The following is a 22,399-nucleotide window of genomic DNA, read 5'->3' on the forward strand; positions in this document are numbered from 1 at the left end:
GTCAGATCTTCTGTGCCAGGGACACGGTGAAAATGCCCCATTCATCCACGCGCTGGGTGATCTTGCGGAACCCGGCGGCTTCCACCAACTGGTCCATTTCCGCCTGGCTGCGACGGCGCATCACCCACGCCTGACCCTGGCGATGGCTGGTCAGCGCACGGGCGATCAGCTCCAGCTGCGGGTGCCATGGCTGGCCGGTGTAGACCAGATAACCGCCAGGCTCCACTGCCTCGGCCAGACCGGCCAGCGAGCCACCGACCATACCGTTGTCGGCGAACAATTCGTACAACCCGGACACCACCGCCAGGGTCGGTTCAGGGGTCAGCGCCGCCAAATCCAGGCGGTCGAACGCGTCGCCTTTCACGAATTGCGCGATATCCCCCAGGCCTTTTTCTCGGATCAATGCGCCACCGTCGCGCACGTTGATGTCGCTGTAGTCGCGCAGCAGGATCGATTCCGGCAGCGGCGATACACCCTGCAAAGCCTCCAGAATGTAACGGCCATGGCCGGCGGCGATGTCAACGATGCGCACCTCGCGCTGTTCATCGCGCAACCGGGCCATGGCCAGGCGCAGCAGTTCTTCGACGTTCAACTTGCGCTGGCGAATGCCGCGCCAGCCGATGGAATTGAGGTAGTTGGCGTCGATCATGCGCCCCAGGGCGCCTTTGCCCGTGGGAGTGTTGCGGTACACATAATCCAGGGTGCTGCCGGAGTCGAAACCGGTATCGAAACCCAGTTTGACGCCTTCGGACAGGTTCTTGCCCAGACCCATGCTCGCACGGGTCATGCGCCAGTACAGGTCGCGTGGGGAATTGTGCGGCAGCGGCGCGGCCAGGGATTCGGACTCGGCGCACGTGGCGCCCAGTTTGTCGGCGTCCAGCAGCGAGGCGCGGTCCAGCGGGTGCTCGAAATTCTTTAGGATAAAGCGCCGGGCGCTGCTTACCGCCACCGCACGGTCGCGTTCGCCGAGGGTGTCATGGAAGAACCCGGGCAGGATGTGCAGTTCTTTTTTCAGGCTGCCCAGGCGGTCGAAAAACTGCTGTTGCGGTTTGCGATGCACCACGAAGTCAGCGCCGGACACCAGCAGCTGGGTCGGCACCTGGATCGCCTGGGCGTCTGCGACCACCCGGTCGGCGGCTTCGTACAGGCCCAGCAGCACATTCACCGAAATCGCCTTGGTGATCAGCGGATCGCTGTCGTAGGACGCCACGCGCTCCGGGTCGTGGCTGAGGAACTTGGCCTTGACGTAGCTGTTGACGAAAAAGTTGCCGCGAAACTTGCGCATCAAGGCCAGGCCAGTTCGTGCGAACGGCACATACAGCTTGACCTTGAACGCCGGGGAAGCGAGCACCAGCGCGCGGATTTTCGGCGCGTAATCGTGTACCCAGGTGGCGGCGATCACCGCGCCGACACTTTGAGCAACCACGGCGAAGTTCTCTTGCTCAATGCCATAGGCGCCGCCGATGTGGTCGCAAAAGGTCTGCACGTCGCGCGCGCTGGTGGCGAAGCTGGGGCTGTCACCGCGGTCACCGGGCGACTGGCCATGGCCACGGGCGTCCCAGGCGAAGAAGTCGAATTGCGGCAGGTCGAGTTCATCGACCAGGTGCGCGATACGCCCCGAGTGCTCATGCCCGCGATGGAACAACACGATTGCCTTACGCGGCTCACCCCCCGCTGGGGCGGTGGCCGGCCAGTGCCGGTAGAAAAGCTCGACGCCATCATGGGTACTGAAGGTGTGCTGTTGCTGTTCGCGCATCGCAGAATCCTTTATGCAGAAGGGGAGGTGGTTTGAGCTTCTTTGAGGCCTTGGCGCACGCGGTTGACCAGGGTGTAGGCCAGCAGTGCGGCGACCAGCCACATCAGTGTGTCGACCCAACCGCTGCCCAGCCAGCCGAGCGCCACGCCGGTGGCCAGCACGCCGAGTACGAAGGCCCGGTCGCTTTTACCCATCGGCCCATCGTAACGGCGCGATGCACCGACCATCGGCCCGAGCACGCCAGCGTATTCGCTGAACACCGCCAGTAACGCCACCAGCAGCACCGCCGCCAGGCTGACGCCGGGGATCAGCGCAAATGGCAGGATCAGGGCGCTGTCGGCGATGACGTCGCACAGCTCATTCAGGTACGCACCCAGGCGCGATTGCTGGCCGAATTCGCGCGCGAGCATGCCGTCGATGGCATTGAGCGCCATGCGCAGGATCATCCACACCGGGATCAGCGCAAACAGCCACAGGTGTTGGGCAAAGCCGGCAATCAACAGGCCGACGAGCAGCGAAATAATGCCGGCCAGCACGGTGATCTGGTTGGCGGTGGTGCCGTTGTCGTAGAGGCGCTGCACGAGGGGACGCAGCAGGTTTTGAAACCGCGGTTTGAGCTGATAGATCGAAATCATGGGGGATGACGCTTCCTTGTCCGTGAGCCCGCTGGAGTGTGCCGATTATTCCGGGCCTGCACCAGCGATAGCGTGTGTTTATGGGGGGTTAATCACGCTCCTGACGGCAATGAAGGTCAAGGGTGGGCAATGTTTGAAGCAGGGGTTACCGAACAAAAATTTCACGCTGTGTGTTATATCGTAACGAATTGTGTACGAGCGGGCGTGTTGGGATGCAAGTGGATCTAGAAGCTGACGGCGCTTCGGTAGAGGGCCTGCCGCGTTTTCAGCAGGGGCTGTTCCATGCCCGGCGGTTGCGTCAGGCCGGTATCAGCCTGACGGTGCTGGCGGTGATCGGCTGGGTGCTGGCGTTGTTTGTCGCGCTGTTTGCGCCGCTGTCGATCTGGCCGGTGGTGCTGATCAATTGCGCCTCGGCGTTGCTGGTGCTGGTGGCGGGGTTGCAATCAGCGTGGTGGGTGGCGGATTGGCGCGCGCAGGCGCTGGAGCCGACCGTTGAGTCGGTCGAACCCGGCGGGGCGGCCAGCGGCTGGTCTGCACGGTTGCTGGAGCGTTTCGGCACTGGGCTGCTGGCCCAGGTCGGTACGCCGGTGTTGTGGCTGTGCGGCTGGTCGCTGCTGGCGCTGATCAGCGTCGCGGAGTTTTGGAACCTGGCGTTACCGGCCGCCCAAGTCGGCCAGTCCGCCAGCATCGGCGCCGCGTTGGCATTGGCCCTGGCGTTTGGCGTGCTGGTGTTCGAGCGTCGGCTGGCCCAGGAAACCGCCGCGCAATGGCCCGAAGCCGCGCAGTTGGCACAGTTGAGCCGGGTGGCGATCAGTTGCCTGGTGGTCAGCGCGGTTTGCCTGTTGTTCGCCGGTGAGGCATCGGTATGGCCGCTGCGTCTGGCGACCCTCGTGGGGTTGTTGCCGGCGCTGGTGGCGCTGGAGTTCTTGTTCAGGGCCGTGCTGTCGCTGTTCAGCCCGCGCCAGCCACGGCGGGAGCCGCGCCTGATGGCGCAGAGCTTTATCGCCAGCCTGCTGCGTTGGCCGCCGCGCCCGTTGCTGGCGTTGCAGCATGAATTGCACAATCGCTTCGGTATCGATCTGCGCCAGATCTGGGCGTTTACCTACATGCGCCGGGCGTTTTTGCCGGTGCTGGTGGTGGTTCTGGCGATCGGCTGGGCGCTGACCGGCGTGCATGAAGTCCCGCTGCAAGGCCGTGGGATTTATGAGCGCTTCGGTAAACCGGTCGAGGTGTTCGGCCCCGGGCTGCACACCGGGTTGCCGTGGCCATTAGGGCGTGTGTTGCCAGTGGAAAACGGCGTGGTGCATGAGCTGGCGACCAGTGCCAGCGACGCTGCGGCCCCGGCGCCGGCGCCCGCCGAAGGCCCGCCGCCGCTGATCGCCAATCGCCTGTGGGACGCCAGCCATGTGAACGACAAATCCCAAGTCATCGCCAGCCGCCGTGGCGACACTCAGGGCTTCCAAATCGTCAATATGGACGTGCGTTTCGTCTACCGCATCGGCCTCAGCGATCAGGCCGCGCTCGCCGCCACCTACAACAGCGCGGACGTGCCGATGCTGATCCGCAGCACCGCCAGCCGTATCCTCGTGCACGATTTTGCCTCGCGCACCCTCGACGAATTGCTCGGTGAGCAGCGCACCCGCCTGGCGGATGAAATTGGCCGTGCCGTGCAGGCAGATTTGCAGCGCCTGGACAGCGGAGTAGAAATTCTCGCCACGGTGGTGGAAGCCATCCACCCACCGGCCGGCGCCGCCAATGCTTACCACGCCGTGCAAGCCGCACAGATCGGCGCCCAGGCCCTGATCGCCCGCGAACGCGGCGCCGCCAGCGAGCAGACCAACCAGGCCCTGCTGCGCGCCAGCAGCGCTCGCGACCAGGCCCAGGCCAGCGCCCGTGAAGTGAATGCCGGGGCACAGGCTGCCGACCTGCGTTTCACGGCCGAACAAAAGGCTTACGCCACGGCGGGCCGGGCATTTGTGCTGGAGCAGTATTTCAGCCAGCTCAGTCAGGGCCTGGCCCACGCCAAGTTGCTCATTTTGGATCACCGTCTGGGCGCCGATGGCGCGCCGACCATCGATCTGCGTTCTTTCACTTTGCCGGCCGACCCCATTGCGCCGCGTAAAGCCGTGCAATAAGGAGTCTGTCTGTTGAGCGCTCATTCTCACGATCACGGTCATCACCACGGCCATCATCACCACCATCATCATGACGAGGAGCACGCCGGCGGCCCGTTCCCTTGGCGGCGTATGGGCTGGGCCGTGTTGCTGGTGCTGTTTGCGCTGGCGGCGGCGAGCCTGGTGCAGGTGCGTTCCGGCGAGGCCACGGTGATCACCCGGTTCGGCAACCCGTCGCGGGTGTTGCTGGAACCGGGCCTGGGCTGGCGCTGGCCGGCGCCGTTCGAAGCAGCGATCCCGGTAGACCTGCGCCTGCGCACCACTTCCAGCGGTTTGCAGGATGTGGGCACGCGCGACGGCCTGCGCATCATCGTGCAGGCCTACGTGGCCTGGCAGGTGCAGGGCGACGCCGAGCATGTGCAGCGCTTTATGCGCGCGGTGCAGAACCAGCCGGATGAGGCGGCGCGGCAGATTCGTACGTTTGTCGGCTCGGCGCTGGAAACCACCGCCGCCAGCTTCGACCTGTCCAGCCTGGTCAATACCGACGCCGGCCAGGTGCGTATCGCCGACTTCGAGGCGCAGTTGCGTCAGCAGATCGATCAACAATTGCTCGCCACTTACGGCGTGCGCGTCGCGCAGGTCGGGGTCGAACGGCTGACCTTGCCGTCGGTGACCCTTACCGCCACCGTCGACCGCATGCGCGCCGAGCGGGAAACCATCGCCACCGAACGCACCGCCGTGGGCAAGCGCGAAGCGGCGCAGATCCGTTCGGCCGCCGAGCGTGACGCGCGGATCGTGCAGGCGGACGCCACGGTCAAGGCCGCCGATATCGAAGCGCAGTCGCGGGTCGAGGCGGCGCAGATTTACGGACGCGCCTACGCCAGCAATCCGCAGCTGTATAACCTGCTGCGCTCGCTCGACACCCTGGGCACGGTAGTCACGCCAGGCACCAAGATCATCCTGCGCACCGATGCCGCGCCGTTTCGCGCGCTGGTGGACGGGCCCAAGGATGTTCAACCATGACCGAGCGTGACAGCCCGGACAGCCCCTGGATCCAGGCCGGGCGCTTGACCTTCATGGCGCTGTACGCGGTGACGGTGCTGGCGGCGTTGGCGTGGGCGTTTTCCAATGTGCGCCAGATCGACCCGCAGAACCGCGCCGTGGTATTGCACTTCGGCGGGCTGGACCGCGTCCAGAATGCCGGGCTGTTGCTGGCCTGGCCGCAGCCGTTCGAGCAGGTGGTGTTGCTGCCGGCGGCGGACCGTGTGCTCGAGCGCCGGGTGGAAGGCCTGCTGCGCTCGGACGCGGCGATCCAGGCCGACCGGGTGGCCAGTTTCGCCACGCCGCTCAGCGACGCCCTGGCCGGTTCCGGGTACCTGCTGACCGGTGATGCCGGCGTGGTGCAACTGGATGTGCGGGTGTTCTACAAAGTCACCGAGCCCTATGCCTTTGTGCTGCACGGCGACCATGTGCTGCCGGCGCTGGATCGCCTGGTGACCCGCAGCGCGGTGGCACTGACGGCGGCGCGAGACCTGGACACGATCCTGGTGGCCCGCCCGGAACTGATCGGCAGCGACAACGGCGCCGCCGAACGCCGCGAGCGCCTGCGCGGCGACTTGGTGCAAGGCATCAATAAACGCTTGGCCGAGTTGACCGCCAGCGGGCTGGGCCTGGGCATCGAAGCCACCCGTGTGGATGTGCAATCGAGCCTGCCGGGGCCGGCGGTGAATGCGTTCAATGCGGTGCTCACTGCCAGTCAGCAGGCTGATAAAGCCGTGGCCAATGCGCGAACCGAGGCTGAAAAACTCACCCAGGCCGCCACCCAGCAGGCCGACCGGCTGGTGCAAGTGGCGCACGCCCAAGCCAGCGAACGACTGGCCAATGCCCAGGCGCAGACCGCCACGGTGACCAGCCTGGCGCAGGTGAAAGACCCGGGCCTGCTGTTGCGCCTGTACCGCGAGCGTTTGCCGAAGATGCTCGGCCAGGCCGGGTCCGTGACCACGGTGGACCCCAAAGACGACGCCCGCTTGATCATTCAGGGAGCCGAACAATGAGCGCAGCGATGCTGACCTCCGCCGAGCAGCGCAGCGCAGCCCGGCAGTTGACCCTGGCGATGCTGGCCCTGGGCTTGTTGGTACTGGGGCTGGTGTGGCGCTGGCTGGCGCCGGACCAGAGTGGTGTGAGCCAACTGCTGCTGGGCGTCGCCTCGCTGCTGGTGGCGGTGCCGGTGATGCGTTCGGCCTGGTACAGCCTGCGTTTTCCCAGCCTGCATGGCATCACCGACCAACTGATCGCCCTGGCCATGCTCGGCGCCTGGGCCACCGGCGACCTGCTGACCGCTGCGTTGCTGCCGATCATCATGATCTTCGGCCATGTGCTGGAGGAGCGCAGTGTGATCGGCTCTCAGGAAGCGATCCATGCCCTGGGCAAACTGACCCGCAGCCACGCGCGCCTTGTGCAGGCTGACGGCAGCGTTCAGGAAGTGGACAACGGCACACTGAACACCGGCGATATCGTCGAAGTGCGCGCCGGTGACCGGGTACCGGCCGATGGCGTGGTGCTGTCGGGCCAGGCCAGCCTGGACACGGCGCCGATCACTGGTGAATCGGTGCCACTGGAGGTCAGCGCCGGTGTGCAGGTGTTCGGCGGGGCGATCAATCTAGATGGCTTGTTGCGTCTTGAAGTGACGCGTACCGGTCATGAGTCGACCTTGGGCAAAGTCATTGCATTGATGCAGAACGCGGAACGCTCCAAGCCGCCGATCACGCGGCTGCTGGAGCGCTATGCGGGCAGTTACATGGTGCTGGTGCTGCTGTTGGCGGCCGTTACCTGGTTTGTGACCAACGACGCCCAGGCGATGCTCGCCGTGCTGGTGGCGGCGTGCCCGTGCGCGTTGGTGTTGTCGGCGCCGGCCACGGCGATTGCCGGGATTGCCGTGGCGGCGCGCCATGGGATTTTGATTCGCAGCTCGGCATTTCTAGAGGAGTTGGCGGACCTGACGTCCCTGGTGGTCGACAAGACCGGCACCCTGACCTTTGGCACCCTGCGCCTGCAATCCATCGAAACCACTGCGCCTGATCGGCAAGTGTTGCTGAATTTGGCAGCCAGCCTGGGCTCGGCCAGCAGCCACCCGGTCAGCCGGGCGTTGGCGGGGTTGGCGACGCAGGAACAGATGCGGGTGTTGACCGACATCCGCGAACGCCAGGGCCTTGGGGTAGTGGCACAGACCGAGGAGGGCGAAGCGGCCTTGGGGCGCCCTGAGTTGTTCGAGCAATTGGGCATCGTGACCAGTGCCGTGCCGACCCATGACGGGCCGATCGCCGGGCTGGCGCTGAACGGGCAATTCCTCGCCTGGCTGCTGCTGGCCGACAGCATCAAACCGGAGGCCCGCCAGGCCCTGCAAGAGCTGCGCGAGCTGGGCCTTGGGCGTCAATTGCTGCTCACCGGCGACCGCCAGAGTGTCGCTGACAGCCTGGCGCTGGATGTGGGCATCAGCGATGTCGCCGCCCAGGCGCTGCCGGAGGACAAGCTCAACCGCGTGCTGGCCGAGATCGATAGCGGCTTCCGGCCGATGGTGGTGGGTGATGGCATCAACGACAGCCTGGCACTCAAGGCCGGCGTGGTCGGCGTGGCCATGGGCGCGGGCGGGGCGGATATCGCACTGGCCTCGGCGGACGTGGTACTGATCGGCAGCGATCTGCGTCGCTTGGGCACCTGTGTGCGCTTGAGTCGCCAGTGCCGGCAGACGCTGCAGGTCAATGTGATCATCGGCCTGGGCTGGACGCTGGCCATCGTCGTGTTCGCGGCCTTCGGCTGGTTGGGCGCAGCGGGGGCAATGATTGCGGCGCTGTTGCATAACCTCAGCACGTTATTGGTACTGGGCAATGCCGGGCGCTTGCTGCGGTTTCAGGAGCCGTTGCTGAAACCGGAAGAATAAATTTTCAGGAAAAGATGCGAGTGGCTGTAACGCCGATGGGGGGCCTCACTCTAGTGGCGTGTCAGGACCGAGCACTCTGCCCGGCCGACGCCACGACTGAACAATGAGGATGACCCCATGAATATCAAACAAGCCGTTTCCGGCGCTGCCCTGGCTATCGCTGCCGCTTCCCTGTTTGCCGGTGTTGCCACCCAGGCACAAGCGGCTGACGCGCCGGTTCATTGCTACGGCGTCACTGCCTGCAAAGGCATGAACGACTGCAAGACTGCGGAAAACGCCTGCAAGGGCCAGGCTGTCTGCAAGGGCCACGGTTTCAAGACCATGACCAAGGCTGAATGCGATAAGGCTGGCGGCAAAGTCGGCGAATAAGCGCAAGCCGGGTGTTACCGCAGCGTGTTTTGCGACCGCTGCGGACACTTTTCCTGGAGTCCACGATGGCCACCTCGCTTCCTTTCCTGGGCTACGGCCTGGGGTTACGCAACGAATATTACGAACAGATCCTTGAGCAATCGCCTGCGGTGGATTGGTTCGAAGTGATTTCCGAAAATTACCTGGTCCAGGGCGGCAAAGCCTTGTATTACCTGGACGCGATTGCCGAGCGCTACCCAGTGGTGATGCACGGCGTATCGCTGTCGATCGGCGGGCCTCATGCCCTCGATCTCGATTACCTGAAGCAGATTAAACAGCTCGCCGAGCGCATCCAGCCGGCGTGGGTGTCCGATCACCTGTGCTGGAGCCGCGGCAACGCGCACCATTTGCATGACCTGCTGCCTTTACCCTACACCGAAGAAAGCCTTTACCACGTGGCTGGCCGCGTTCGTCAGGTGCAGGACATTCTGCAACGGCCGCTGGTGCTGGAAAATGTCTCCAGTTACGTGCGCGCCCGATCGGACGAGTTCACCGAGTGGGAATTCCTCAACGCCCTGGCCCATTTGTCGGGGTGCCAGTTATTGCTGGACGTGAACAACGTTTACGTCAGTGCGCGTAATCATGGTTTCGACGCCTGGACCTTCATCCGCAACCTGCCGCCGCAGAGCATTCGCCAACTGCATTTGGCCGGGCACCTGGACTATGGCGACTATGTGGTCGATACCCATGATCATCCGGTGTGCGACCCCGTGTGGGCGCTGTATCAACAGACGCTGGAACACATCGGGCCGGTATCGACGTTACTGGAACGCGATGACCGTTTCCCACCCTTTCATGAGTTGCTCGACGAGTTGGATAAGGCCCGTGAGCTGGGAGCATCGGCCCTGGCCAGGAGAGCCCTATGCGCCTGATCGATTGGCAGTTGGCGTTCGAGCAGCACCTGCTGGCTGATAACTCGGCGCTTGAGCCTGGGTTTGCCGCCACGTTGCGCGGCGGGCCGACCCTGGATGTGGATACGGGCCTGGCGATTTATCACAACGCCTACCGTGCTCGGTTGCAGGAAGTGCTGCGGCATGACTTCAGCGCCATTCGTTACTGGCTGGGGGATGACGAATTCGCCGCACTGGCCGACGCCTATGTGCGCCGCTACCCGTCCGCGCATTACAGCCTGCGTTGGCTCGGCGCGCGGTTCGCCGCGTTTATCCTGGAGCACCTGGTGCCGCAGCACAGCGCGCCACTGGCCGAACTGGCGCGGTTGGAGTGGGCCTTTACCCTGGCGTTCGATGCGCCTGAGGGCGAACCGCTGAGCCTCGCGGAGTTGGCCGGGCTGGCGCCTGAGGCTTGGCCTGGCTTGCGCGTGGCGCTGGTTCCGTCTGTGCAACAGCTGTTGTGTCATTTCAACTCGGTGGCAATCTGGCGCGCCAGCAAGGACGAGACGACTTTCCCCGGCAGCCAGGCCATGGACCCTGCGCAGATTTGCCTGGTCTGGCGCCACGAACAGGTATGCCGCTATCGCAGCCTGGATGTTGCGCAAGCCTGCGCCCTGGCCGGCATGGTGACGACCGGTTGGTGCTTTGGCGAACTGTGCGCCGAACTGGAAGTCACTTATGCAGAGGGTGCCCCGCTGCAGGCTGTTACGTGGCTGAAACAGTGGGTCCAGGAAGGGTTGCTGCAGCGTCGAGACCCATAGTCGTGCTCGATGGAATCGATAGCCTCCTACTCGTCTTGGGATGGTCTACCCTCACAGCAGACGTCTGAAACAAGGGGGGACTACTCATGCTCGCGCAACTTCCACCGGCCTTACAGAATCTTCAGCTGCCGCTGCGTCTTCGACTCTGGGATGGCCATGAATTCAACTTGGGCCCCGAGCCCAGCGTCACCATCGTGGTCAAGGACCCCACGGTCGTGCCTCAGCTTTCCCATCCCACGCTCGATACCTTGGGCGAAGCCTTTGTGGTGGGCAAATTGGAGCTTGAGGGCTCCATCACCGAAGTGATCCGGGTGTGCGACGAGTTAAGTCACGCGCTGGTGGATGACGACGAAGGCAGTCGTCCGGTGCGCTCGATTCACGACAAGGCCACGGACGCGGCGGCCATTTCCTACCATTACGACCTGTCCAATGCCTTCTACCAGCTGTGGCTGGATCAGGACATGGCGTACTCCTGCGGTTATTTCGAAACCGGCAGCGAATCCATCGACCAGGCCCAGCAGGACAAATTCCGCCACCTGTGCCGCAAGCTGCGGTTACAGCCGGGCGAGTACCTGCTGGATGTCGGTTGCGGCTGGGGCGGACTGGCGCGTTACGCGGTGCGGGAGTTCGGGGTCAAGGTGTTCGGCATTACCTTGAGCAAGGAGCAACTGCAACTGGCCAGGGAGCGGGTCGAGGCCGAGGGCCTGCAGGATCAGATCGACCTGCAACTGCTCGACTACCGCGACCTGCCCCAGGATGGCCGCTTCGACAAAGTGGTCAGCGTAGGCATGTTCGAACACGTCGGCCACGCCAACCTGGCGCAGTACTGCAAGACCTTGTTCGGCGCTGTGCGCGAAGGTGGCCTGGTGATGAACCACGGCATCACGGCCAAACATACCGACGGCCGCCCGGTTGGGCGTGGTGCGGGTGAGTTTATCGAGCGCTACGTGTTTCCCAATGGCGAACTGCCGCACCTGGCAATGATGACCGCCGAGCTCAGTGAAGTGGGGCTGGAGGTGGTCGACGTCGAAAGCCTGCGCCTGCATTACGCGCGCACGCTGGACCACTGGAGCGAGCGCCTTGAAGACAACCTGGATGCGGCGTCCAGGATGGTGCCGGAGCAGGCATTGCGCATCTGGCGGCTGTACCTGGCGGGCTGTGCCTATGCGTTCGCGCGGGGCTGGATCAACCTGCACCAGATCCTGGCGGTCAAACCTCATGCCGACGGCAGCCATGAACTGCCGTGGACGCGGGAAGATATCTACCGCTGAACCAGGGGGGCAGATGTGGGAGGGGGCAAGCCCCTCCCACAGTTTTTCTACCGTGTTGGCTGTTAGAGAATCGGTGAGATCAAGCGCGCAATGCGCATCCCCAGGTGTTGCAACCGGCGGGTTTCGAGGCTTTCTTCCTGGCTGACCTCATGGGCTTGGGCAAAGTCGTTGAGCAACATGTGCTCCACCTGCTGGGCGAAGGCTTCGTCGACCGTCAGCAGCATCACTTCAAAATTCAGGCGGAACGAACGGTTGTCCATGTTCGCACTGCCGATGGCGCTGATTTCGCCGTCCACCAGCACCACTTTCTGATGCAGAAAGCCGGGGGTGTAGCGGAACACTCGCACGCCGGCGCGCACGGCTTCGATGGCGTACAGGCTGGAGGCGGCGTAGACGATGCGATGGTCGGGGCGCGATGGCAGCAGCAGGCGCACATCGACGCCGCGCAACACCGCCAGACGCAGGGCAGCGAACACCGCTTCATCGGGAATGAAATACGGGCTGGTGATCCACACGCGTTCGGCGGCGGCGTGAATCGCTTCGACGAAGAACAGCGAGCAGGTTTCATACGCGTCGGCCGGGCCGCTGGCCAGCAGCTGACAAAGCACGCCGTCTTCGGGGTAGGCGTCCGGCAGGATCAGCGGCGGCAGTTCCCGTGCAGCCCAGAACCAGTCTTCGGCAAATGACTCCTGCAGGCACGCCACCACCGGACCGGTCACTTGCACATGGGTGTCGCGCCACGGTGCCAGCGGCGGCTTCTTGCCCAGGTATTCGTCCCCCACGTTGTGCCCACCGACAAACCCCGTGATGCCGTCCACCACCACGATCTTGCGATGGTTACGGAAGTTGACCTGGAAGCGGTTGAGCCAACCGCTGCGGGTGGCGAAGGCTTTGATCTGTACACCCGCGTCACGCAGTGATTGCACATAGTGATGGGGCAGGGCGTGACTACCGATGCGGTCGTACAGCACGTGAATGGCCACGCCCTGTGCGGCTTTCTCCTTCAATAGCGCGTGTAATTGCCGGCCGAGTTCGTCGTCATGAATGATGAAAAACTGGAACAGCACGGCCGTTCTGGCGTTGCGAATGGCTTCGAAGATCGCGCTGAAGGTGGCCTCGCCATTGACCAGCAACTGCACTTGGTTGTTGGCCAGGCACGGCATGCGGCCCAGCTTGGGCATGGCGCGCAACGAGGCGTAGGCACTGGAGTGGCGTGCGGCCAGGGCCTCTTCGACCCACGGGCGCCAATTGAGCGCGGCGATGGCGCTGTGCATTTCCTGGTTGGCCTGGCGGCGCGCGTGGATATACGCATCGAAGGTGCTGCGGCCGAAAATCAGGTAAGGGATCAGGGTCAGGTACGGCATAAACATCAGTGACAAGGCCCAGGCGATGGAGCCTTGGGCGGTCCGCACGGTCAGCACCGCATGGATCGCGGCGAGGGTGCCGAAGAAGTGCAGGGTGGCGATAAAGTACGCCAGCAGGTGCGGGCCAAAAAAATCCATGGACGACGTTACTCCAGGCAATCCAGTGCCTAACAGACCATGTTCGGTCACGAATGTCGCTATTTTATTTGCCGTGCAACACTGGCTGTTTTGCGGCGTCTAACGCTCCACCTTTACCCAGGAGTTACCCGATGAATGCTCGTCTGCTGTGTATGACCATGGTTGTTGGTTTGTCGTTGCCCCTGGCGGCGCAGGCCCAGATGCTGGCGCCGGGCTTGTGGGAAGTGACCACCAGCAATATGAAAGTCGATAACCAGGAGTTGCCGGACCTGTCGCTGATCCTCGGCCAGCTCAAGCAACAGATGACCCCTGAACAGCGCGCCATGCTGGAAAAACAGGGCATTACCATGGCCGGTAAAGGCGTGCAGGTATGCCTGACCCCGGCGCAGGTGGCGTCCGATTCGATCCCCTTGACCGACCCGCAGTCGGGCTGCCGCCAGGAAGTGACCGACAAGACCGGCAACCAGTGGAAATTCCGCTTCAGTTGCCCGAAGGCCCAGGGCACGGGCGTGGCGACTTTCCAGAGCCAGAAAGAATTCACCACCACCGTCAACGGCACCTTCAACGCCACGGGCGTGCAGCAGAAGGGCAGTCTGGACAGTCATGCTCAGTGGCTGGGCAACAACTGCGGTACCGTCAAGCCGCGCGCCTGAAGGGGCTTGCGGATCATGGCTTGCCCAACGTGTTGCACAGGGTGTTGAGGTTGTATTCGAACAGACCGATAAAGGTGCTGGCCGGGCCTTCGGCGGCGAGGGCGTCGGAGTACAGCGTCCCGCCGATCTGCGCGCCGCTTTCGTCGGCGATCTGCTTGAGCAGACGCGCGTCCTTGATGTTCTCCATAAACACCGCTTTGACCTTGTCCTTGCGAATCTGCGTAATCAGCGCGGCGACTTCGGCTGCCGAAGGCTCCCGCTCGGTGGACAAACCTTGGGGGGCGAGGAACTGAATGCCATAGGCCTGGCCCAGGTAACCGAAGGCATCATGGGAGGTGACGATGCGGCGATTGCCCGGCGGCAGGGCGCCGAACCTGGTTTTGGCGTCGGCCAGCAGGCGGTAGATTTGTTTCAGATAGGCTTGGCTGTTGCGCTGGTAATCGGCTTGGTTTGCCGGGTCGGCCGCTATCAGGGCCTTGGTGATGTTGTTCACATAGATTTCGGCGTTGGCCAGGTTGTGCCAGGCGTGCGGGTCGGGGATGGTTTCGCCGTCCTCTTCCATGGTGTGAGAGATCACGCCTTTGCTGGCGGTGACCACGGTGGCCCGGGTTTCGGTACTCGCCACCAGGCGGTCCAGCCACGGCTCGAAGCCCAGGCCGTTCTTGATGATCAGCCTGGCTTTAAGCAGCGCCTTGGCATCGTCCGGGGTGGGCTCGTAGGTATGGGCATCGGCATCGGGGCCGACCATGTTGCTGATCTGGATGTGGTCGCCACCGATCTGGTGGGTGATGTCATCGAGAATACTGAAACTGGTGACGACTTGGAGTTTGTCGGCGGCCTGGGCCATCGACAGCGGTAGCAACAAACTGAACAGCACGAGTAGAGCGCGCATCGGCAAACACCTCATTGGGATGACAGCAAGGGCGGGCGGCGCAGCAAACCGTGCACCGGACCGAAGACCACAGACAACAAGTACCCGGCACCCGCCACCAGCACAATTGCAGGGCCGCTGGGCAGCGAGTAGTAGAACGACAGCAATAAGCCAAGCCACACCGACAGGCATCCCAGCACTGCCGATACCGCGATCAACACCGGCAGGCGTCGGCTCCAGAACCGTGACGCGATGGCCGGCAGCATCATCAACCCCACCACCATCAGCGCGCCGATGGCTTGGAAACCGATCACCAGGTTCAGCACCACCAGGGTCAAAAACAGCCCATGAGCCAAGGGACCGAGGCGGCTGACGGTTTGCAGGAACAATGGGTCGAGGGTGTCCAGCAGCAGCGGTTTGTAGATCAGCGCCAGGGCGATCAGGCTGAACCCGGACACCCACAACATACCGGTGAGGGTGGTTTCATCCACGGCCAGGGCGGAGCCGAACAGCAGGTGCAACAGGTCCAGGCGTTTACCGGCGATGCCGAGGATCAGCACCCCGGCGGCGAGGGAAATGGGGTAGATGGCGGCGAGGCTGGCGTCCTCGCGCAGGCCAGTGCGGCGGGTGATCCACGCCGACAGCCCGGCCATGCCCAGGCCGGCACCGAGCCCGCCGAGGGTCAGCGCCGGCAGGCTCAAACCGGCGAACCAGAACCCCAGGGCGGCGCCGGGCAGGATGCCGTGGGCCACGGCGTCGCCGATCAGGCTCATGCGCCGCAGAATCAGGAATACGCCCAGCGGCGCGGTGCTGCACGCCAGCACCAGCCCGCCAATCAGTGCGCGGCGCATAAACACGAAGTCGAGGAAGGGCATCCACAAGTGGGCGGCGAAGTGCATCAAGCCACCTGCATCTGGGGCTGGGGTCGGATGAGCTCTTTGCTCGGGCCCAACAAGCAGCCGGTGCTTTTGATCTGCAACACGTTTTGAGTGTGATGGCGCACGGATGCCAGGTCATGGCAGACCACCACCAAGGTGCGGCCCGACGCGTGCCAGGCGTGGATGTGTTTCCAGCACAGCGCCTGGCCCTCTTCATCAAGAGCGGCGTGGGGTTCGTCGAGCAGCAGCACCGGCGACTCCGACAAGCTCATGCGGGCCAACAACGCGCGCTGCAACTGGCCGCCGGACAAGGCCATTAACGGGCGCTGTTCCAGGCCGCTGAGGCACCAGTCTTCAAGCACGGCTTGCAGGCGCTGGCTGCGCCGTTGCGGGCTGAGTTGCACGCCCCAGAAACCGGCGGCGACCAGTTCCTGCAGGCTGATGGGAAACTGGCGGTCCAAGTGCTGTTGCTGCGGCAGGAACGCCAGGCCGCCACGTCGCGGCACGTTCACGCTGACCTTACCGGCCAGCGGCCTTTGCAGGCCGGCAATCACCTTGAGCAGGCTGCTTTTGCCGGTGCCATTGGCGCCGATCACGCCGGTGAGGCTGCCTTTTTCCAGGTTGAAATCTACAGGTGGCGTCAGCGGTTGGCCGGGAGCGCCCCAGCGTAAAGCGGTGCAGGTGATCATGCAGAGTGTCTCGTCCAGCGGCTTTCAGCCACGGCATCGTGCGCGTGCAGGCTTTCGGCGTGGATCACTTTGAGGTGAAAGGCGTTGATTGCGTCCGAGCGTTTCAAGGCGAGGTTTACGCGGCGAGCGGCGTCTTCGCAGAACATCAGGTTCTGACCGTTGGCGAGGGCGAAGGCTTGCTCGTCGGCGCGTTTCACTGCGGTTTGCACGGCAGTGCCGAGGGCGGCTTCAACCGTATTGATCAGCTCCAGCAGCGGCAGCTTTTCACCTTGCAGGTGCACGTGTAACTGCGCGCTACTGCGCTGGCTATGGGGCGTGGCGACAATGCCGTTGGCGCTGCCTAGCCATGTCAGCACCTCTGCATGCTGCAAGGACCTGTTGGCGAAGTCATCTACAAATTGCTGTTGAATCAACTGCCTGGCGAGCGCAGCCGAGCAAGGGCAGGTTGAGGAGTACGTCACGTCAATTTTTAGTTCCACGTGGAACATCTGGTTTTTCAGCTGCGCTTCAATGCTGACGGGATAGCTCTTCCAACCCGCCAATGGGCTGACCAACGCCGGGCGTTTGAGCAGCAGATCGGCGTTGAGGCGCAGATAAGCGTTCTTAGATAAACCTTCATGACTGTCGAGAAAACGCTGCAGTACAGTGCGCAGAAGTGCAGGCGTGAGCGGCTGCTGGTCAAGCATCTCCAAAGCCAAATACAAACGGGACATATGGATGCCGCGTGCGGTGCCATCGTCCAGGCTGACGCCGGCGTCGGCTGTGGCGCTCAGGCGCTGGTTATCAAGAAGGATGGGCAGGGCAATGCCGCACATGCCGACCCAGTCGAGTGGCAAGGCTTGGCGTGAAGCCTGCGCGGCAATGTCCGGCAGAGTCAGCGCGTTCATAAGCGGGTCCATCGTTGGAAATAATTAGACATGTTATAGTATAACAATCTCATCGACGATGAAATTTGTACGCCAGCCTTTGTTCAGCCATGTCGAGCAGGGACGCTCCTCTATTCGCGGTACTTGTCATGCACAGACGTCAGCTTCTCAACCTGCTCCTGGCCAGCCCACTTTTCGTCCTGCCGTTCACGGTCCACGCCACGCAGATCCGCAACGCGCGCTTGTGGCGTTCAGACGACAAGCTACGGCTGGTGTTCGACCTCAGCGGCCCGGTGCAGTACAAGACCTTCTCGCTGACCGCGCCGGAGCGTTTGATCATCGACCTGAGCGGCGCCGGGCTCAGTGGGGACTTCTCGCAGTTGGCGCTGCAAAACAGCGGCATCACCTCGATTCGCTCAGGGCATTTCGGCCGGAACGACACACGCATCGTGCTGGACCTGGCGGCGCCCATGCAGCTCAACAGTTTTGTACTGCCGCCCCAGGACGGCCAAGGGCACCGTCTGGTGCTGGACCTGACCCGCGCCACCCAGGCGCCCCGTCAAATCGCGGTTGAACCGGTGCCCTGGGTGGCGCCGGTGGACAAAGCCCATCCCAAGCGCGACATCATCGTAGTGGTCGACCCCGGCCACGGCGGCAAGGACCCCGGCGCCATCGGCTCCAAGGGTCAGCGCGAAAAAGACGTGGTGTTGTCCATCGCCCAACAGCTGGCCAAGCGCTTGAAGCGCGAAAAGGGCTTTGACGTGAAGCTGGTGCGCAACGACGACTTCTTCGTGCCGCTGCGCAAGCGCGTGGATATCGCCCGTCGACACAAAGCGGATATGTTCATCTCGGTGCATGCCGATGCTGCGCCACGGCTGACTGCGTCAGGCGCTTCGGTGTACGCGTTGTCCGAAGGCGGCGCCACCTCCGCCACGGCGCGGTTTATGGCCCAGCGTGAAAACGGCGCGGACCTGCTGGGCGCCACCACGCTGCTCAATCTCAAGGACAAAGACCCGATGCTGGCCGGGGTGATTCTCGATATGTCGATGAACGCCACCATCGCTTCCAGCCTGCAATTGGGCAGTTCGGTACTGGGCAGCCTGCAGAGCATCACGTCGCTGCATCAGAAACGCGTGGAACAGGCTGGGTTCGCAGTGCTCAAGTCTCCAGACGTACCGTCGATCCTGGTAGAGACCGGTTTTATTTCCAACGCTCAGGACGCGCAACGATTGGTGAACGCACGTCATCAGCAGGCTGTGGCTGACGGGCTATTCGAGGGCCTGAAAAATTACTTCCAGAAGAACCCGCCGATAAACAGTTATATGGCCTGGATGCAGGAACAGAAAAACGCCCGCGTCTAGCAACCCGTGAGGCGGCTGCAGGTAAAAGTAGCGCGGGCGCCGCCGGAGCTGGAAAACCGATTGACCGTCGTCCAACCCACCCGGCGTGTGTAACCGACCCACGCCTCACCGTCCGACGCCAGCCCGGTAAAGAACGTCAGTTGCCCGTAGCGGCTGTTGGTCTGCGCCCAGTAGCGCTTCCCGATCACCTCGAAGCCGCGCAGATATGTGGTACTGCCGGCCGTTGCCACGCTGTAGGCGTTGCCCAACGGGTCTACGCAGGCGAGCAGGTTGGCGCTGCGTGTGCAATTGGCCAGCAAGGTCGGCGCTTGGGCATTGGCCTGGCTCGCGAAGATCAGCAGGAGGCCGCAGAGCAAGTAGTTCATAAGGAATCTCGATATCGGCAGACGCCAGCATTGCTGTCTTCATCAGGACGAGCAAGAGGGTTGGCTTATTTGTGTTGTTATACTATAACATTAACAACAGCCCGATTCGAACGGGCGGCCTGATGAGAATGACCTGATGCCCAATCGTCTCCCCGTTACCGTGCTTTCCGGCTTTCTCGGCGCCGGTAAAAGTACGCTGCTTAACTACGTCCTGCGCAATCGCGACAACTTGCGTGTGGCAGTGATCGTCAACGACATGAGCGAAATCAACATCGACGGCAGCGAAGTGCAGCGCGACGTCACGCTCAACCGCGCCGAAGAAAAACTGGTGGAGATGAGCAACGGCTGCATTTGTTGCACCTTGCGTGAAGACTTGCTCGAGGAGGTGACCAAACTCGCCAGGGACGGGCGCTTCGATTACCTGCTGATCGAATCCACGGGTATTTCCGAGCCGCTGCCGGTGGCCGAAACCTTCATTTTTCGCGATGAAAACCAGCAAAGCCTGGCCGATATCGCGCGGCTGGACACCATGGTCACCGTCGTCGACGGCATCAACTTCCTGCTCGACTACCAGGCCGCCGAAAGCCTGGCCTCGCGCGGTGAGACGCTGGGTGACGAGGACGAACGTTCGATCACCGACCTGCTGATTGAGCAGGTCGAATTCGCCGACGTGATCCTGATCAGCAAGATCGACCTGATCAGCCGGCACGAGCGCGAGGAACTGATGGCGATCCTTGAACGCCTCAACGCTCAGGCCCGGATCATCCCGATGGTGATGGGTGAGGTGCCGCTGGAGCAGATCCTCAATACCGGGCGCTTCGACTTCGAACGCGCCGCCCAGGCACCCGGCTGGTTGCAGCAATTGCGCGGCGAGCATGTACCGGAAACCCAAGAGTACGGCATCGCGTCCACCGCTTATCGTGCGCGGCGCCCGTTTCATCCGCAGCGTTTCTACGACTTTATCGATCGCCCGTGGGTCAACGGGAAATTGCTGCGTTCCAAGGGCTTTTTCTGGCTGGCCAGCAAACACCAGGATGCAGGCAGCTGGTCCCAGGCCGGTGGCTTGATGCGCCATGGCTTCGCCGGGCGCTGGTGGCGTTTCGTGCCGAAAAATCAATGGCCGCAGGACGAGGAAAGCGTTGCGGCAATCATGGGCAATTGGCAGCCGGGCAGCGGCGATTGCCGTCAGGAACTGGTGTTTATCGGACAGCACATCGACTTTGCCCGACTGCGCGCCGAGTTGGATGCGTGCTTGCTCACCGATGATGAAATGGCCCTGGGTGTCGAGGGATGGCGCTTGCTGGCCGACCCTTTTGGCCCCTGGTATGAGGAGGTCGCCGCCTGATGCTGTCTGCATTGACGCCCTTGCGCCCATTGATTCGCCAGACTCGCGGCGAAACCCCGTTGGCACTGTCCGACATCCTTGAAGACGGGGTGAACCTGGCCCTGTGGCAGCGCCAATTGCCGCTGCATATCGCCGAATTCGGCGCCTTGCTGGTGGCGCTCAACGAGCCCGTGGCCGATTCGTGGGTGGTGGAACTCGGCAGTGAGGAGGCGGTGCCGAACTTGCAGGGGCTGGCGGCCAATTGCCGTGATCTTGAAGGCTACGAAGGGTTCATCGCCGATGTGTCATGGCTGGTCAGCGCCTTTGCCTGCCTGCTCGGTGCCCACCGCATCGGGGTGCGCCTGCGGTTGTTGGATAAAGCCATGTGCCCAAGGTTTCACGTCGACCATGTACCGGTGCGGCTGATCACTACCTATGCGGGGATTGGCAGCCAATGGTTGCGTGAAGGCATCATGGACCGCCGCCGATTGGGTCAACCCGCCGCCGAGCCCACCGCGCGCATTGAGCAGATCCACTGCGGCGAGGTGGCCCTGCTCAAAGGCAGCAAGTGGCACGGTAACGAAGGTCACGGCCTGATTCATCGCTCGCCCGCATTGAAGGCCGGTGAGCGCCGCTTGATTCTGACGCTGGATTGGCTGGCATAAGCGCGTAGGATCAAGCGCTCTCCATGGCCTGAATGAAGCCTTCCATGCTGCAGAACATTCCCACTCATGTGATAGCCGGGCCATTGGGCGCCGGCAAGACCAGCCTGATCAAGCACCTGCTTGCCCAACGCCCGCCAGGCGAGCGCTGGGCTGTGTTGATCAACGAATTCGGCCAGATCGGTCTGGACGCCGCGTTGCTGAGCCAGGATGACGACGGCATTGCCCTGGGCGAGGTCGCCGGTGGTTGTTTGTGCTGTGTGAACGGTGCGCCGTTCCAGGTAGGCCTGGGCCGTCTGTTACGTAAGGCCCAGCCGCATCGTTTGTTTATCGAACCTTCGGGGCTGGGCCATCCGGCGCAGGTGCTCAAGCAGTTGCGTGAGGCACCTTGGCAGGGCGTGCTGACGGTGCAACCCTGCGTGTTGGTCCTGGATGCCCAGGCTTTGGCGGCGGGCAGACCCCTGCCCGCGGCGCAACAGGAAGCGCTGGCCGGTGCCGGGCTGCTGGTGTTGAACAAGGATGAAGGTCTGGACGCGGCGCAGCGCCAGGCGGTTGAAGCGCGGCTACCCGATTGCCCGCGTTACTGGACCCACCAGGCGCGTCTGCCATTGGCTCGGCTACCGGGGTTGGATCAGCACGCGGGTGTGGCTGTGGATAACGTTGACCAACCCCAGGGCTTGGCCCAACGGCCGGCGATCTGGCGCGATCCCACCGTGCCGATCTGTTTGAGCCAGGCCCAGGAGGGCAACTGGAGTGTGGGATGGCGTTGGCATCCGAGCCAGCAATTCGACACTCAACGCGTGGCGGCGTGGCTGGCAGATCTCGCCTGGCGGCGCGCCAAGCTGGTTATCCACAGCCGTGACGGTTGGGTCAGCGCCAATGCGTTGGATAACAGCGCGCTTGCGTGGCAGGCCAGTGAATGGCGCCGTGATTCTCGTCTGGAATTGATCTTCAGCACGCCACAGGACGTGGCGGCATTGCAGGCCGGATTGGCGGCCTGCCGTTACTGACGGTTCTTGGTGCTGTGGTCCTGGCGCCACTGGCTCAGCTCAATGATCTCGGCGCTGGGCAAGGGGGTCTTGATCTCGAACGGGTAGGGCGCCAGTTCGATCTGCGCGCTATGGGCGCCGAACTGGGTGATGGTGCCGGGGTGGCGGGTCTCGCCGGTCACGGTGAACTCGAAATTGTAGACCCGCGCCAAGCGCCGCCGCCCATTGGCATCCTTTACAAAACCGATACGTTTGAGCGCCACCGCGCCGTCCAGCAGCTCGACGTCGAGCTTGGCGCAATGCTGCTTGACCCGCTCCAGCGCGCGCTCGCGCAAGCCGTGGTTGTGCCACACCCAGGCGGCACCGGTCGCCAGCAGCATCAACACGAACATGTTTCCCAGGGTCAGCATGCGATGAACTCCAACAAAGTGAGAGCAGCTTAACTGCGTCGCCGGTCTGTCGTACAG

General features: G+C 63.2%; 22 protein-coding genes. 13 read left to right on the forward strand and 9 right to left on the reverse strand.

Features of this window, described 5'->3' with window-relative positions; genetic code table 11:
* Position 1: 1 nt before the first annotated feature.
* Positions 2–1,756, reverse strand: coding sequence for a bifunctional alpha/beta hydrolase/class I SAM-dependent methyltransferase (locus QRN10_RS11680; RefSeq protein WP_253509833.1), 1,755 nt, complete (start codon positions 1,754–1,756; stop codon positions 2–4).
* Positions 1,757–1,767: 11 nt separating this feature from the next.
* The gene (locus QRN10_RS11685) at positions 1,768–2,391 is read right to left on the reverse strand and encodes a CDP-alcohol phosphatidyltransferase family protein (protein ID WP_181077586.1); all 624 of its coding nucleotides are present in this window, start codon (positions 2,389–2,391) and stop codon (positions 1,768–1,770) included.
* Positions 2,392–2,603: 212 nt separating this feature from the next.
* On the opposite strand from QRN10_RS11685, the gene hflK (QRN10_RS11690) reads away from it, so the two are divergent.
* The 8 genes from hflK (QRN10_RS11690) to cfaB all read left to right on the forward strand — a co-directional run bounded on the left by hflK (QRN10_RS11690) (position 2,604) and on the right by cfaB (position 11,772).
* On the forward strand, positions 2,604–4,526 hold the full coding sequence (hflK, locus tag QRN10_RS11690) for a protease modulator HflK (RefSeq protein ID WP_285428436.1): 1,923 nt from the start codon (positions 2,604–2,606) through the stop codon (positions 4,524–4,526).
* Between the two features lie 9 nt (positions 4,527–4,535).
* Entirely contained in the window at positions 4,536–5,528 is a 993-nt protein-coding gene (gene hflC / locus QRN10_RS11695; protein ID WP_181077641.1) for a protease modulator HflC, read from the forward strand.
* Positions 5,525–6,559 (forward strand): protease modulator HflK, encoded by a 1,035-nt coding sequence (hflK, locus tag QRN10_RS11700; protein ID WP_285428437.1) that lies wholly within the window; start codon positions 5,525–5,527, stop codon positions 6,557–6,559. The genes hflC and hflK (QRN10_RS11700) overlap by 4 nt, the downstream gene beginning before the upstream one ends.
* Positions 6,556–8,442: a cation-translocating P-type ATPase gene (locus QRN10_RS11705; RefSeq protein WP_285428438.1), complete on the forward strand. Its 1,887-nt coding sequence runs from the start codon at positions 6,556–6,558 to the stop codon at positions 8,440–8,442. Before hflK (QRN10_RS11700) ends, QRN10_RS11705 begins: the two co-directional genes overlap by 4 nt.
* Before the next feature lie 117 nt (positions 8,443–8,559).
* Positions 8,560–8,811, forward strand: a complete 252-nt coding sequence (gene bufA2 / locus QRN10_RS11710; protein ID WP_181077593.1) for a BufA2 family periplasmic bufferin-type metallophore — start codon at positions 8,560–8,562, stop codon at positions 8,809–8,811.
* A gap of 65 nt (positions 8,812–8,876) precedes the next feature.
* The gene (gene bufB, locus QRN10_RS11715; protein WP_285428439.1) at positions 8,877–9,722 is read left to right on the forward strand and encodes an MNIO family bufferin maturase; all 846 of its coding nucleotides are present in this window, start codon (positions 8,877–8,879) and stop codon (positions 9,720–9,722) included.
* Positions 9,713–10,501, forward strand: coding sequence for an HvfC/BufC N-terminal domain-containing protein (locus QRN10_RS11720; RefSeq protein ID WP_266245173.1), 789 nt, complete (start codon positions 9,713–9,715; stop codon positions 10,499–10,501). The genes bufB and QRN10_RS11720 overlap by 10 nt, the downstream gene beginning before the upstream one ends.
* Positions 10,502–10,587: 86 nt before the next feature.
* Positions 10,588–11,772 (forward strand): C17 cyclopropane fatty acid synthase CfaB, encoded by a 1,185-nt coding sequence (gene cfaB / locus QRN10_RS11725; RefSeq protein ID WP_285428441.1) that lies wholly within the window; start codon positions 10,588–10,590, stop codon positions 11,770–11,772.
* Positions 11,773–11,834: 62 nt separating this feature from the next.
* On the opposite strand, the gene cls is transcribed toward cfaB, so the two are convergent.
* Positions 11,835–13,274, reverse strand: coding sequence for a cardiolipin synthase (gene cls / locus QRN10_RS11730; protein WP_181077600.1), 1,440 nt, complete (start codon positions 13,272–13,274; stop codon positions 11,835–11,837).
* A gap of 131 nt (positions 13,275–13,405) precedes the next feature.
* Here cls and QRN10_RS11735 point away from each other — a divergent pair, with 131 nt between their 5' ends.
* Positions 13,406–13,927: a DUF3617 domain-containing protein gene (locus QRN10_RS11735; protein WP_181077602.1), complete on the forward strand. Its 522-nt coding sequence runs from the start codon at positions 13,406–13,408 to the stop codon at positions 13,925–13,927.
* Positions 13,928–13,940: 13 nt separating this feature from the next.
* On the opposite strand, the gene QRN10_RS11740 is transcribed toward QRN10_RS11735, so the two are convergent.
* From QRN10_RS11740 to folE2, 4 genes are read right to left on the reverse strand one after another with little or no spacing between them, the layout of a single operon-like run.
* A complete protein-coding gene (locus QRN10_RS11740; protein WP_253509827.1) occupies positions 13,941–14,819 on the reverse strand; it encodes a metal ABC transporter substrate-binding protein in 879 nt (292 codons plus the stop codon).
* Positions 14,820–14,830: 11 nt separating this feature from the next.
* Entirely contained in the window at positions 14,831–15,697 is an 867-nt protein-coding gene (locus QRN10_RS11745) for a metal ABC transporter permease (protein ID WP_285428442.1), read from the reverse strand.
* On the reverse strand, positions 15,697–16,365 hold the full coding sequence (locus QRN10_RS11750) for a metal ABC transporter ATP-binding protein (protein WP_253509825.1): 669 nt from the start codon (positions 16,363–16,365) through the stop codon (positions 15,697–15,699). Before QRN10_RS11750 ends, QRN10_RS11745 begins: the two co-directional genes overlap by 1 nt.
* Positions 16,362–17,252 (reverse strand): GTP cyclohydrolase FolE2, encoded by an 891-nt coding sequence (gene folE2 / locus QRN10_RS11755; protein ID WP_285428443.1) that lies wholly within the window; start codon positions 17,250–17,252, stop codon positions 16,362–16,364. The genes QRN10_RS11750 and folE2 overlap by 4 nt, the downstream gene beginning before the upstream one ends.
* Before the next feature lie 128 nt (positions 17,253–17,380).
* On the opposite strand from folE2, the gene QRN10_RS11760 reads away from it, so the two are divergent.
* Complete coding sequence (locus QRN10_RS11760) at positions 17,381–18,592, forward strand: N-acetylmuramoyl-L-alanine amidase (RefSeq protein ID WP_285428444.1); 1,212 nt, start codon at positions 17,381–17,383, stop codon at positions 18,590–18,592.
* Here QRN10_RS11760 and QRN10_RS11765 read toward each other — a convergent pair.
* Positions 18,589–18,957 (reverse strand): glutamine synthetase, encoded by a 369-nt coding sequence (locus QRN10_RS11765; protein WP_253509822.1) that lies wholly within the window; start codon positions 18,955–18,957, stop codon positions 18,589–18,591. The two genes, QRN10_RS11760 and QRN10_RS11765, sit on opposite strands and share 4 nt — an antisense overlap.
* A 136-nt stretch (positions 18,958–19,093) precedes the next feature.
* Between QRN10_RS11765 and zigA the strand changes: the two genes are divergently transcribed.
* Genes zigA through QRN10_RS11780 form a run of 3 tightly spaced genes read left to right on the forward strand, consistent with a single transcriptional unit; the run spans position 19,094 to position 21,953 of the window.
* Positions 19,094–20,302: a zinc metallochaperone GTPase ZigA gene (gene zigA, locus QRN10_RS11770; protein ID WP_285428445.1), complete on the forward strand. Its 1,209-nt coding sequence runs from the start codon at positions 19,094–19,096 to the stop codon at positions 20,300–20,302.
* On the forward strand, positions 20,302–20,946 hold the full coding sequence (locus QRN10_RS11775; RefSeq protein ID WP_285428446.1) for a DUF1826 domain-containing protein: 645 nt from the start codon (positions 20,302–20,304) through the stop codon (positions 20,944–20,946). Before zigA ends, QRN10_RS11775 begins: the two co-directional genes overlap by 1 nt.
* 44 nt (positions 20,947–20,990) lie before the next feature.
* Positions 20,991–21,953, forward strand: coding sequence for a CobW family GTP-binding protein (locus tag QRN10_RS11780; RefSeq protein ID WP_285428448.1), 963 nt, complete (start codon positions 20,991–20,993; stop codon positions 21,951–21,953).
* Here QRN10_RS11780 and QRN10_RS11785 read toward each other — a convergent pair.
* On the reverse strand, positions 21,947–22,342 hold the full coding sequence (locus tag QRN10_RS11785; RefSeq protein ID WP_181077619.1) for a DUF3301 domain-containing protein: 396 nt from the start codon (positions 22,340–22,342) through the stop codon (positions 21,947–21,949). The two genes, QRN10_RS11780 and QRN10_RS11785, sit on opposite strands and share 7 nt — an antisense overlap.
* Between the last annotated feature and the right edge of the window lie 57 nt (positions 22,343–22,399).

The organism is Pseudomonas sp. lyk4-R2A-8 (genome assembly GCF_030209095.1).
GTDB classification, from domain to species: domain Bacteria; phylum Pseudomonadota; class Gammaproteobacteria; order Pseudomonadales; family Pseudomonadaceae; genus Aquipseudomonas; species Aquipseudomonas quebecensis.